The sequence below is a fragment of the Novosphingobium sediminicola genome, assembly GCF_014196525.1.
GTDB lineage: Bacteria > Pseudomonadota > Alphaproteobacteria > Sphingomonadales > Sphingomonadaceae > Novosphingobium > Novosphingobium sediminicola.
Window position 1 is genome coordinate 22,121 of sequence record NZ_JACIDX010000007.1, and the last position, 13,327, is coordinate 35,447.

At 64.4% G+C, this 13,327-nt stretch carries 8 protein-coding genes; 5 read left to right on the forward strand and 3 right to left on the reverse strand.

All coding sequences use genetic code 11. The annotated features are described in order from the left end of the window. The first annotated feature begins 28 nt into the window (after positions 1-28). Complete coding sequence (locus tag GGR38_RS10020) at positions 29-3,427, forward strand: hybrid sensor histidine kinase/response regulator (protein ID WP_183625094.1); 3,399 nt, start codon at positions 29-31, stop codon at positions 3,425-3,427. 268 nt (positions 3,428-3,695) lie between these two features. Here GGR38_RS10020 and GGR38_RS10025 read toward each other — a convergent pair whose 3' ends face one another. Continuing rightward, the gene (locus GGR38_RS10025) at positions 3,696-4,322 is read right to left on the reverse strand and encodes a LuxR C-terminal-related transcriptional regulator (protein WP_183625452.1); all 627 of its coding nucleotides are present in this window, start codon (positions 4,320-4,322) and stop codon (positions 3,696-3,698) included. A gap of 180 nt (positions 4,323-4,502) precedes the next feature. Next, a complete protein-coding gene (gene acs / locus GGR38_RS10030) occupies positions 4,503-6,452 on the reverse strand; it encodes an acetate--CoA ligase (RefSeq protein ID WP_183625096.1) in 1,950 nt (649 codons plus the stop codon). A gap of 277 nt (positions 6,453-6,729) precedes the next feature. Here acs and GGR38_RS10035 point away from each other — a divergent pair, with 277 nt between their 5' ends. The 4 genes from GGR38_RS10035 (at position 6,730) to GGR38_RS10050 (ending at position 12,541) form a co-directional block, all read left to right on the forward strand. Continuing rightward, positions 6,730-8,172 carry a DcaP family trimeric outer membrane transporter gene (locus GGR38_RS10035; protein ID WP_183625098.1) on the forward strand — a complete coding sequence of 481 codons (1,443 nt, stop codon included), beginning with the start codon at positions 6,730-6,732 and terminating at the stop codon, positions 8,170-8,172. 51 nt (positions 8,173-8,223) lie between these two features. Continuing rightward, entirely contained in the window at positions 8,224-9,954 is a 1,731-nt protein-coding gene (locus GGR38_RS10040; RefSeq protein ID WP_183625100.1) for an MFS transporter, read from the forward strand. A 119-nt stretch (positions 9,955-10,073) separates the two neighbouring features. Then, positions 10,074-10,610 (forward strand): GNAT family N-acetyltransferase, encoded by a 537-nt coding sequence (locus GGR38_RS10045; protein WP_183625102.1) that lies wholly within the window; start codon positions 10,074-10,076, stop codon positions 10,608-10,610. A gap of 41 nt (positions 10,611-10,651) precedes the next feature. Beyond that, complete coding sequence (locus GGR38_RS10050; RefSeq protein WP_183625104.1) at positions 10,652-12,541, forward strand: AMP-binding protein; 1,890 nt, start codon at positions 10,652-10,654, stop codon at positions 12,539-12,541. Here GGR38_RS10050 and GGR38_RS10055 read toward each other — a convergent pair. Beyond that, complete coding sequence (locus GGR38_RS10055) at positions 12,538-13,221, reverse strand: hypothetical protein (protein WP_183625106.1); 684 nt, start codon at positions 13,219-13,221, stop codon at positions 12,538-12,540. The two genes, GGR38_RS10050 and GGR38_RS10055, sit on opposite strands and share 4 nt — an antisense overlap. Positions 13,222-13,327 lie beyond the last annotated feature (106 nt).

Consider the following 13,327-nt stretch of genomic DNA (forward strand, 5'->3'; position numbering starts at 1 on the left):
CTAACACCGGTCCATAGGGGAATTGGTCATGGGTTTGGGCACGGCGGCGCTGTTTGCATTGGGCTGGATCGGCCTGCTCTTTGCGGTGGCCGCGCTGGCCGAGGCTTATGGTGAAAGACCGCGCGGGCGGCTGCGATTGGCGCAACCGGGGCTGAAACGCCTGCGGTTGGGGGCCTATACGCTGGCGCTGGGGGTCTATTGCTCCAGTTGGACCATCTATGGCGCGGTGGGCAGCGTGGTGCGCGAGGGGTGGAATTTCCTGCCCATTTATCTTGCGCCGATCACGCTGCTGGCGCTGGCGCCGGGCTTTCTGCGCCGCCTTTCGGCCACTTTGCGCGAAACGCAGGCAACCACCCCTTCCGACTTTATTGCGGCGCGTTTCGGCCATGATGTGGTGGTGGCGCGGCTGGTCACGGTGATCGCGCTGGCGGGCAGCGTGCCCTATATGGCGCTGCAATTGCGATCCATCGGCACGGCGATGGCGATCATCACCGGCAATGGCGATGCAGTGGTCGCGCCCACGATGCTGGGCGCGGCGGGGCTTTTGGCGCTGTTTGCGATCCTGTTCGGCGCGCGGCGGTTTGAACGCTCGGGCCGGTCCGAGGGCATGGTCTATGCCATCGCGCTGGAATCGGGGATCAAGCTGCTGGCGCTGTTTCTGGTGGCGGCGCTGGCGGTGGGCATTGTCATGCATGCCGACGCCCCCAGCGCCGAGCGCGGCGTAGCCCAGCTGGCGCGTCATTTCCGTGCCGAGGATATTTCGCTCGAAACTTGGGTGATTGCGCTGATTTCGGCCTGCGCGATCCTCGTCCTGCCGCGCCAGTTCTATATGGCGCTGGTCGAGGCGCGCGATGTGGATGATCTGCCGCGCGCGCGCTGGGGCGTGGTGGCCTATGTGCTGGCGATGGTGCTGCTGATCGTGCCGATTGCATGGGCGGGGATCATTGCGCTGGGGCATGGGGTGGCGCCCGATTTCTATGTGCTTTACCTGCCGCTGGCCTCGGGCCACGGGTTTATTGCCGCCGCCGCCCTGATCGGCGGGATCAGCGCGGCCGCCGCCATGGTGATTACCGACGCCACCGCGCTGTCGGCCATGGTGTCGAACGATCTGATCTTTCCCTCGCTGCTGCGCGGCGGGGTGGGCGCGGGCGCGGAAGCGGGCGTGCTGGGGCGGCGGATGCTGCTGGTGCGGCGGGCCTCGATCGTGGGGGTCATTGCGCTGGCGCTGACATGGGCCGAACTGGTTTCCCCGCGTCAGACTTTGGCCTCGATCGGGCTGGTGGCCTTTGCCGCGATGGCGCAATTTACGCCGCATATGATCCTCGCCGTGTTTGGCGGAAACCGCGATGGCATGGCTGCGCGGGCCAGCCTTGGCGCGGGGCTGGTGCTGTGGCTCTATACGCTGGCGCTGCCGCCGATCCTGCCCGAAGAATGGCGGGCGTGGCTGGCGGCGGGGCCGCTCGATCCGCTGCGGCTGCTGGGCATTGGTCATGCGCCGCCGCTGGTGCATGGGGTGCTGTGGTCGCTGGGGGTTAATCTGGCGATGTTCCTGGCCGTTTCGGCGCGGCGGGGGGCGGGCAATCCGCTGCCCTCGCTGATGGGGTGGCAGCGGCAGGTGTCGGATCTGTCGGACCTGAAAGACCTGACCGCCAGCTTCATCGGCCACGAACGCGCCGAACGCGAATTTGCCGAGGCGCGGCGCGGCATGGCCATCGACAGCCGCTCGGCCCAGCGCGCGCGCAAGCTGATCGCCGCCGTGGTGGGGGCCAGCAGCGCGCGGGCGTTGGTGGCCAGCGCAATGGCGGGGGGCACGATGAGCCTTGCCGCCGTGACGCGCCTGCTCGACGAACGCGGGCAATCGCTGACATTTTCCCGACAATTGCTGGCCGCGACATTCGAGAATATCGAGGCGGGCATCAGCGTGGTCGATGGCGAACAGAAGCTGGTGGCGTGGAACACGCGCTATGAGCAATTGTTCGATTACCCGGTTGGGCTGCTCTATGTGGGCGCGCCGGTGGCCGATCTGATCCGCCACAATGCGCGGCGCGGCGATTTCGGCGCGGGGGCCGATGTCGAGCATGAGGTGGAAAAGCGCCTGCGCCATTTGCGCCGTGCGCAGGAATACACGTTCGAGCGCTATCGCCCCGATGGTCAGGTCATCAAGATGGTGGGCGGGCCGATGCCGGGCGGGGGCTATGTCACCAGCTTCATCGATATTACCGCCGAGGCGCAGGTGCGCGCCGAATTGAAGCGCACGCTGGCGAGGATGGAGACCCGCGTGGCCGAGCGGACGCATGAATTGTCCGAGGCGAACCAGCGTCTGGCGCAGGCCGACCGCGACAAGACGCGGTTTCTGGCAGCGGCCAGCCATGATCTGTTGCAGCCTTTGCATGCCGCACGGCTGTTTACGGCGGCTCTGGCGCGCGATGTGCCGGAACATTCGCGGGTGTTGGTGGGGCGGGTGGACAATGCGATTGTGGCCGCCGAGGATCTGCTGCGCGCGCTGCTCGATATTTCCAAGCTGGACGCAGGCGGGGTACAGGCGCGGCCGGAACCGCTTCTCTTGGGGCCTTTCCTGAGCGATCTGGTCGAAAATTTCCGTCCTATGGCCGAACAGAAGGGGCTGGAACTGAGGCTGGCGCGGATGGGCGCGCGGGCCATGGTGCTGCGCACCGACCCGGGGCTGCTGCGCTCGCTGCTCCAGAATTTCATCACCAATGCGTTACGCTATACGCTCGATGGCGGGGTGCTGGTGGGCGCGCGTTGGCGGCATGAGGCGCAGGGCGAGGAATTGCGCATTGATGTCATCGACACCGGCGTGGGCATTCCGCCCGAACAGCGCGAGGCGATCTTTGGCGAATTCACCCGCCTTGGCGAGGTCGAGGCCGAAGGGCTGGGGTTGGGGCTGGCGCTTTCGCGGCGGATCGCGCGCCTGCTGGGCGCACGGATCGAGGTGGTGTCCAATGTCGGGCGGGGTAGTCGGTTTAGCCTGACCCTGCCCGCCGCGCAGGACGCGGTGACGATGAGCCTGCCCAGCGCCGCCCCGCCGCCCGGCAGCGTGGCCGCCCATGCGCGCGCGCTCAATGTGCTGGTGCTCGACAATGACCCGCTGACCGTGGAGGCCACCGCCGCGCTGCTGACCGCGCTGGGCCACCATCCCTATGGCGCCGAGGATGGCGACGCGGCCCGCGCGATCCTGCGCAAGGGGGCGGTGGATGCCGTGCTGGCCGACTATCGGCTGGACACGGACGAGGATGGGCTGAGCGTGGTGGAAAGCCTGCGCGCCGAACAAAGCGGTTTGCCCGCGATGCTGATCACCGCCGAGACGAATCCGGCGATTCGTGAGCGGGCCGTGGCGATGGGCGTGGTGATGATGGCCAAGCCCGCCAATGCTACCGGGATTGAGGGGTTTTTGGCGGGGGTTTAGGGTTTAAGGGGTTTTAGAAGAGATAGATGCGAGGGACGAGTCCCTCGCGCTCCCGTTACTGTATGCGTTGCGCCATGGGTTCGGCGTTTGGTGTCGGACGCGCCGTTTGGAATGTGAAAGCCTGCGGCGCCAATCAGCATAACCTTGCAGTGCCGCAGGCTTTAACAAGCCACACACAAAGCTGCCCTTAAACCACCATCCCATTACCGGGATTGTTAAGGGCCCCCGCCCTTAACCCGCCGGAGGCCACTTCTAAACCTCTCAACCCTTACCCCTTCAAATCCAGCCCCAAAGACCGCGCCACCAGCGCCGCCTGGGTTCGGTTGCGCACGTCGAGCTTGCGCATGATCGCGGTCATATGGGCCTTGACGGTGGCCTCTGCGATGCCGAGATTATGGGCGATCTGTTTGTTCAATTGCCCGTCCAGCACGGCCAGCAGCACTTTCAATTGCGTTGGCGTCAGGCCTGCGACCTCGCGGCGGATGGTGTCGAGTTCGCCGTGCGTATCGGGCGCGGCGGGTGCGGCGGCGCCCAGCGTGTCGGCGATGACCGCCTCGATGGCGGACAGGTCGCTGTCTTTGGACAGGAAACCGATGGCTCCGAAGGCGCGTGCTTCCTGCGGCGCGGCGCTGCCTTCTGCGCTGGAAACGACGAGGATCGGCACATCGGGCTTTTCCGCGTGGAGCAGCGCGATGCCCGAATAGCCCACCGCGCCCGGCATTTTCAGATCCAGCGTGATGAGGGCAAGGTCGCTGGCATCCGCAGCGGCGCGGGCGGCGGCGGTCAGGGTTCCGGCCTCGATGATGCGCGCCTGTGGCAGGACCCGGTTGACGGCGAGGCTGAGCGCCTGGCGGAAGAGCGGGTGGTCATCGGCAATAAGGACGGTCTGGGTCACGTGAGGCAGGCTTTCAGGCAATGATGCTGCCGACTCGCCGCCATGGCCGGGCTGTCGGTTCTGCGCCTTATGATAGAGCCACAGGCCCATGCGGCAACCCCTTGCGGGCGTTTGCGCGGAGCAAAATGAACGGGCCGTCAACTTTCGTTGGCGGCCCGTCTTTAATCACAGCGGTTTTTCTTATGCGTTGGCCAATTGCGGGCGGTTGGCCAGCAGGTGATCGACTACCGAAGGATCGGCCAGCGTGCTGGTGTCGCCCAGACTGCCCACGTCATTTTCCGCGATCTTGCGCAGGATGCGACGCATGATCTTGCCCGAACGGGTCTTGGGCAGGCCCGGTGCGAACTGGATTACGTCGGGCGTGGCGATGGGGCCGATTTCGCGGCGCACCCATGCGATCAGCTCCTTGCGCAAAGCCTCGTCGGGTTCGACGTCCGCGTTGCAGGTGACATAGGCATAGATGCCCTGACCCTTGATCTCATGGGGCATGCCCACCACGGCGGCCTCGGCCACATGCTCATGGGCGACCAGCGCGGATTCGATTTCCGCCGTGCCCATGCGGTGGCCCGAGACGTTGATGACGTCGTCGATGCGGCCGGTGATCCAGTAATAGCCATCCTCGTCGCGGCGGCAGCCGTCGCCGGTGAAGTAGTATCCGGCAAAGGTGGTGAAATAGGTCTGGAAGAAGCGATCCGCATCGCCCCAGACGCCGCGCATCTGGCCGGGCCAACTGTCCGCAATGACGAGGCAGCCATCGCCGGGGCCTTCCATGATCGTGCCGTCATTGTCGAGCAGCAGCGGTTGCACGCCAAAGAAGGGGCGCGAGGCCGAGCCGGGTTTCAACGCCGTGGCGCCGGGCAGGGGGGTGATCATCGTGCCGCCCGTCTCGGTCTGCCACCATGTGTCGACGATGGGGCAGCGGCCTTCGCCCACGACCTTGTGATACCATTCCCACGCTTCGGGGTTGATCGGTTCGCCTACGCTGCCCAGCACGCGCAGCGACTGGCGGCTGGTCTTCTTCACCCATTCGTCGCCTTCGCGCATCAACGCGCGCAGGGCCGTGGGGGCGCCATAGAAGATCTCGACCTGATACTTGTCCACCACCTGCCAGAAGCGGCTGGGATCGGGATAGTTGGGGACGCCTTCGAACATCAGCGTGGTGCCGCCGTTGAGCAGCGGGCCGTAGATCAGATACGAATGGCCCGTCACCCAGCCCACGTCCGCCGCGCACCAGTAAATCTGGCCGGGGCGATAATCGAAGACATATTGATGCGTGGCCGAAACCCACACCGAATAGCCGCCGGTGGTGTGCAGCACGCCCTTGGGCTTGCCGGTGGAGCCGGAGGTATAGAGGATGAACAGCGGGTCTTCGGCGTTCATTTCCTCGGGGCTGTTTTCGGGCGATACGGCGGCGCAGGCGGCATGCCAGTCGATGTCGCGGCCCGGCACCATGCCGACATCGGCCCCGGTGCGGGCCAGCACGATGACCTTTTCAATGCCCGGCGCCTGAGCAGCGGCGGCATCGACGTTTTTCTTGAGCGGAACCTTCTTGCCCCCGCGCAGACCTTCGTCCGCCGTGATGACGATGCGGCTGCCGCAATCTTCGACGCGGCCGGCCAGCGCCTCGGGGCTGAACCCTGCGAAGACGATGGAATGGATCGCGCCGACGCGGGCGCAGGCCAGCATGGCCACCGCCGCTTCGGGCACCATGGGCAGATAGATCGTCACCCGGTCGCCGCGATTAACGCCCTGATCCTTGAGCACATTGGCGAAGCGGCACACCATTTCGTGCAGTTCGCGATAGGTGATGCGGCGCTCGGCCTCATCCGGGCTGTCGGGTTCCCACAGGATGGCGATCTGGTCGCCGCGCGTGGTCAGATGGCGATCCAGCGCATTGGCCGACAGGTTGAGCGTGCCGTCCTCGAACCAGCGGATGCCGAAATCACCCGCGTGATACGAGGTGTTCTTGACCTTGGTGAACGGCTTGATCCAGTCGATGCGCCCCGCTTCCTGCGCCCAGAACGCATCGGGATCGCTCACCGATTGCTGATACATGGCGGTATAGCGCGCATCGTCGATCAGGGCATTTTCGGCCCATTCGGCGGGGACGGGATAGATGGCTTCGCCCACGTTTCAGCACTCCTCTCAAAATTCGTTCCGATGGACGTAACGTGAGGGAGCCCCTCGCGCAGCCCATTCTTTGGAACAATACTAGGCCAATATGGTCCAAGTCGTAGCCCTTACCAAGGTCGTACATGCAAGGTCGGGAAATAAACCTTGGTCGGGATGGATCGTAACGGCTGTTACGAGTGATCTTTCCATCACGGATCGGACTGTCCCCCGCAAGAAGGGACGGCCAACAGGATGGAGAGGTTTGATGACGCTTTTTCGGGGAAAGGCGCGCGCTATGGCAGTGTTGCTGGGCGCGTCGGCGCTGGCGGCGCCGGGGGGCGCGATGGCGAAGGCTGCTCCTGCACTCAGCGCGCGTGAGGCGGCCCTGCTCGAACGGCTGGAGAAGCTGGAGGCCGAGGTGAGCCAGTTGCGCGCCGATGCCGCCACCACCCGCCAGCAGCAGGGCGAGGCCGTACAGGCCGTGGCCACTCAGGCCAACACCGCCGCGCAGGTCGCCCAGAGCGCTGCCAAGGAGGCCAAGGCCACCGGAGAGCGCGTAGCCGCCGTGGAAAAGAAGCCTCAGCCCGAGGGGATGCGGGTTGGCGCGACGAACATCCGCATCGGCGGCTTCCTGAAGTTCAACGCCGATTACAGCCATTTCGATGGCGGCACCGTGGCCACCAACACGCTGGGCCGCGACTTTTATCTGCCGCAGGCGATTCCCGTGGTGACGCCCACCAGCCGGTCGAGCACCGACACCGATTTTTCGGCCAAGCAGACGCGGATCTGGCTCAACCTCGACACGACGGTGGCGGGCCATACTTTGCGCGGCTATATCGAGACCGATTTCCAGACCACCGCCAGCGCGGCGGCCAATGTGACGGGCGGCGGCAGCCAGCGTACCACCAATGGCTATACGCTGGCGCTGCGCCGCGCCTTTGTTCAGCTCGACAAATGGACCTTTGGCCAGGACTGGACCACGTTCCAGAACACCGCCGTTCTGCCCGAATCGACCGATTTCGTCGGCGCGACCGAAGGCACCGTTTTCGTGCGTCAGCCTTTGGTGCGCTATTCCACCCCGCTGTCCAAGGCGGCCACGCTGCACGTCTCGGTTGAAAACCCCGAGAGCGCCACGGCCAATGCGGGGTCTGCCGCGCTGGTGGAAAACGGCACTGACCATCTGCCCGATTTTGCCGCCCGCCTGAACTATATGACCAAGCGGGGCGAGATCAGCTTTGCCGCGCTGGGCCGTCAGGTGCGCACCGAAACGGCTGGGGCGGGCATCACCCGCGCGGGCTTTGGCGGATCGGTTGCGGGCAAGATCTTCCTCAATGAAAAGCGCACCAGCGACCTGCGTTTCTCGGCCACCTATGGCCAGAACATCGGGCGCTATGTGGGCCTGAACTTTGCCCCCGATGCGGTCTATGTCGCGGCCACCAACAGCCTGGCCGATGTCCGGGTGTTTGCCGCGCTGGCCGCAGCGCGCATCGCCATCACGCCCACTTTGCGCGTCAATGTCATCGGTTCGATGCAAAGCGCCGACTATGACGGTTCGCTCAGCCCCGCCGCCATTGCCGCCTATAACAAGAAGGCGTGGTCGGGCGCGGTCAACCTGTTCTATTCGCCGGTCAAGGCCATCGACCTTGGCATCGAATATCGTCACGGCCAGCGCGAACTGGTCAATGGCCAGAAGGGCAACATCGACCGGGTCGAATTTGCCGCACGCTATAATTTCTGATCTAATCAAATCATAACGGGTCGAAAACGACCCATAACGGGAGCGCCTGTCATGTCTGTATTGCATGAAACGGCAGAGGATCTAGCCAGACTGCCAAAGCATCATGTCGCCACCCATGACGAGAAACTGGTGATTACCGCCAGCTCGCTGGGCACGGTGTTCGAATGGTATGATTTCTATCTCTACGGCCTGCTGACCGCGATCATCGCGGCCCAGTTCCTGACCGGGCTTAATCAGACCACGTCCTTTATCATGGCGCTGCTGGTGTTTGCGGCAGGCTTTATCGTGCGGCCCTTTGGCGCGCTGGTGTTTGGCCATATCGGCGATCTGTTCGGGCGCCGTTATACTTTCATCATCACGCTGACGGTGATGGGCCTGTCCACCTTCCTTGTCGGCTGTCTGCCCACGTATAAGCAGGTTGGCGTTGCCGCGCCGATCATGCTGGTGGTGCTGCGCATGTTTCAGGGGCTGGCGCTGGGCGGCGAATATGGGGGCGCTGCCACCTATGTTGCCGAACATGCACCCGCCGGAAAGCGCGGGCTCTATACGAGCTGGATCCAGATCACCGCCACGGCGGGTCTGGCCATGGCGCTGCTGATCGTGATCGCGGTGCGTTCGCCCATTACCGGCGTTGGCGAAGAAGCCTTCAAGCAATGGGGCTGGCGCATTCCCTATCTGGTCTCGGGCCTGTTTCTGGTGCTGGGCCTGTGGCTGCGCTTGAAGCTGCATGAAAGCCCGGTGTTTCAGAAGATCAAGTCGGAAGGCAGCGGCTCGAAGGCTCCGTTGAAAGACGCCTTTGGCAAGTGGTCGAACCTCAAGATCGTGCTGATCGCTTTCTTCGGCGCCATCGCGGGTCAGGCTGTCGTGTGGTACACGGGCCAGCTCTATGCGATGTATTTCCTTGAAAAAATGCTCAAGGTTGACGGTCTGACCGCCAACACGCTGATCATCACCGCGCTGCTGCTGGCCACGCCTTTCTTCCTCTTCTTCGGCGCCCTGTCGGACAAGATCGGGCGCAAGCCGATCATCCTGACCGGCTGCGCGCTGGCGGCTCTCACCATGTTCCCCGTGTTCCACGCGCTTACCGAGGCGGCCAATCCCGCTCTGGCCCATGCGCAGGCCAATGCCCCGGTCAAGGTCATGGCCTATCCGGGCGAATGTTCGTCGCAATTCGACCCTGTGGGCGCCAATAAGTTTGACACCACCAGCTGCGACATCGTGAAAAACGCTCTGGCCAAGGCGGCGATCAATTACGAAAACGTCGATGCGCCCTCCGGTTCGGTCGCCAGCGTTTCGATCGGCGGCAAGACCATCATCGCCCCCGATCCGGCGCAGGTGTCGGGTGAGGACAAGAAGAAGGCGATTGCGGCCTTCACCACTGCGCTGGTAGGCAAAGCGGCCAGCGGCGATAAGCCTGCGGTTGTGGGCGAACTGACCAAGGTGGGCTATCCCACCAAGGCCGACCCGGACCAGATCGACAAGCCCAAGGTGGTGGCGATCCTGTTCTATCTCGTGCTGCTGGTGACGATGGTTTATGGCCCGATTGCGGCCATGCTGGTCGAACTCTTCCCCAGCCGGATCCGCTACTCGTCCATGTCGCTGCCCTATCATATCGGCAATGGCTGGCTGGGCGGTCTGCTGCCCGCGATCGGCTTTGCCATGGTCGCGGCCAATGGGGATATCTACTATGGCTTCTGGTATCCGGTGATCGTGGCGGCGGCCACCTTCTTCTTTGGCCTGTTCTTCCTGCCAGAGACGTTCCGCCGCAACATTGATGGCTGATACTTAAGTCTTACTCCCTTGAATGTCGCGCCCTGATCTGGCCTATTTGGCCCAAATCAAGGCGCGACTTTTCTTTTGCGCCCAAGGGGGCTGCATTCTTCCTCTCACGGAGATTCCCGATGACCACTCCAACCGTTACCAGCCAGGCCGCTACCAGCCAACAGCTCACCACCCGCGATGGCGTGGTGCTGAACGTGCGTCCCGCCACCGAGGCTGACGAGGCCGCGCTCTCCGCCTTTTTCGACGCCGTATCCGAGGATGACCGCCGCTTCCGCTTCTTTGCGGCCGGCGAGCATGTCAGCCATGACCAGCTTGACCCCTTGATTCACGCCGATCATTTCCGCAGCGAAAGCTATATCGCCTTTGACCATGCCACCGGCGGACTGGTGGGCTCGGGCCTGCTGGCCTGCGACGGCAAGATGGATACGGGCGAAGTGGCGGTGTCGGTCCATGCCGATTATCGCGGGCGCGGCGTGGGCTGGGCTCTGCTCGACCTGCTGGCCAAGGAAGCCGAGCGCCGGGGCGTGCGCCGCGTGATCTCGATCGAGAGCCGCGACAACCATGCCGCCATCGAGGTGGAGCGCGACAAAGGCTTTACCCCCGAGGCATTCGACGGCGATCCGACTTTGGTCGTTCTATCGAAAACCTTCCGATAAGAAGATAGTCATGGCCAGAATTCATAAACATGAGGATGGCCATGAGCGAGCTTTATACTTCGGCCTGGCAAGAAAGCATCGAGAACCGCGAAGCTTTCTGGAGCCGCGCTGCCGGGGCTGTTGAATGGAGCAAGGAACCGTCGCGCGCATGGGACGATGCGCGCGGCTGGTTTCCCGATGGATCGCTCAACACCGCCGTCAACGCGATTGACCGCCATGTCGCCGCCGGGCGCGGCGATGCCGCCGCCATCATTTATGACAGCCCGGTGACCGATACGGTGGAAACCTACAGCTATGCCCGGCTGGCCGATGAAGTGGGCCGCGTGGCCACCATGCTGGTGCGCCTTGGCGTGGGGCGCGGGGATCGCGTGATCCTCTATATGCCGATGATCCCACAGACGATGTTCGCCATGCTGGCCTGCGCGCGGTTGGGGGCTGTGCATTCGGTGGTGTTTGGCGGTTTTGCCGCGCATGAACTGGCCAAGCGCATTGATGACGCCACCCCGCGCCTGATCCTGACCGCCAGCGCGGGCGTCGAGGGCAGCCGCAAGATTGCCTATAAGCCGATGGTGGACGAGGCGCTGCGCACATCAAACCATCAGCCCGACCACGTGGTGCTGTTTCAGCGCGATGTGCTGGCCGCCGACCTCATCGCCCCGCGCGACATCGACTGGGCCGCGATGATCGAGGAAACCTCCGCCGATCCCGTGCCCGCTCCCGCCGAGATGGCGGCCGATGATCCGCTCTATATCCTCTATACCAGCGGCACCACCGGAACGCCCAAGGGCGTCGTGCGCGAGAATGGCGGCCATGCGGTTGCTCTCACATGGAGCATGGCCAACATTTACGGCGTGGGGCCGGGCGATGTGTTCTGGGCGGCCAGCGATGTGGGCTGGGTCGTGGGCCATTCCTATATCGTCTATGCGCCCTTGCTGGTGGGGGCCACGACGGTCCTGTTCGAGGGCAAGCCGGTGGGCACGCCCGACGCGGGCACTTTCTGGCGCACCATCCGGCGCCATGGGGTCAAAGTCTTCTTCACCGCGCCCACAGCGATCCGGGCGATCCGCAAGGAGGACCCCTCGGCCAGCTTCCTGCGCGAGATCGGCACCGGGCCGTTGCAGGCGGTGTTTCTGGCGGGCGAACGCGCCGATCCCGACACGATCCACTGGCTGGAGGAACATTCCAGCCTACCGGTGATCGACCACTGGTGGCAGACCGAGCTGGGCTGGCCGGGGGTGGCGACCTGCCATGCGCTGGGCGATACGCGGCGGCGCGCGGGCAGCGCGGGCTTTCCGGTGCCGGGCTATGAATTTGCGATTCTGGGCGACGATGGCAAGGAATTGGGCCGCGATCAGTCGGGCTTTGTCGCCGTGCGCGAGCCTTTGCCGCCGGGCGCCTCCCGCACATTGTGGAACAACAAGGCGGGCTGGGAAAAGAACTTTGCCGCTTTCCCCGGATGGTATGAAACGGGCGATGCGGGCTATATCGACGCCGACGGCTTCGTCCATATTATGGGCCGCACCGACGACATCATCAATGTCGCGGGCCATCGCCTGTCGACCGGGCAAATGGAGCAGATCGTGGCGGCGCAGGACGGCGTGGCCGAATGCGCGGTGATCGGGGCGGATGATGCCATCAAGGGCATGGTGCCGATCGCCTTTGTCGTGCCGCGTGCCGGGTTTGATGCTGATGCCGGCCTGCCCGCGCGGGTGATTGCCGGGGTGCGGGGCGAACTGGGCGCGGTGGCCGCGCTCAAGACCGCCTATGTGGTGGGGGCTTTGCCCAAGACGCGCTCGGGCAAGATCCTGCGCAATCTGCTGCGTAAAATCGCCAATGGCGAGGCATGGACCTGTCCGCCCACCATCGACGATCCGGCCATCCCGGCCGCAATCGAAAGCGTGATCCGGCAGGACAGCGCGAAAGTGGCTTAAAAATTGGCGCTATAGCTGAGCATGAGACGGTCGCGCGCGCTGCTGGCCAGCGCGGCGGCTTCTCCCGGCGCGGTGTCGCTGCTGCGCGACAGGCGATATTCCAGCCGCAGATGCCCCGGCCCCATCGGCGCATCGGCCCCGGCCGACAGGCGCCATCCCTCCATCATCCGGTCGCGGTTGCGCAGGGCAGGGCCGATGACCGCGCGGTCATGCAATTCTGTACGCAGCGCCCCCGCGCCCGCAAACAGCCGCGTGCCGATCGGCAAGGCCGCCAGCGCCAGCGGATAGGCCAGATGCGCGCCCACAAAGATCTCACGCGTGAGGGCCAGGCTGAAATGGTCCTGCGGATTGGCGGCCCAGGTGCTGCCGCCCTCATTGGCGTCGATCAGCTTGGCCCCGGCATGTTGAAAATCCAGCCCCAGCAGCGCGCGCCCCTGCATCGTGGGGGCCAGCACGGGGCGTTCGAGCGTGATGACTGCCACGTCCATTCGTCGGTTGAGCGGGGTTTCCGTGCCGTCATGGGCCAGCGCGGTCATTGCTGTTTCGCTGATGATATCGGTCGACAGGCGGGCGCCGTGCAGCGCCCGATGCAAAATGCCCGCATGAACGCAGACCGGCGCCAGCCCGCAAGCGAGCATTGCGACCAGCCCAAAAGTTGCAGCACAAGCAAGGCGGCGCATGGCAATCCTCCCCCGTGGACCATGTGATCCGCAATACCGCAGAATCAGCGCTTGGTTCCCGGTGCGACGACATTTACTTCACACGGACTGAAGATAGTGTTTTGCG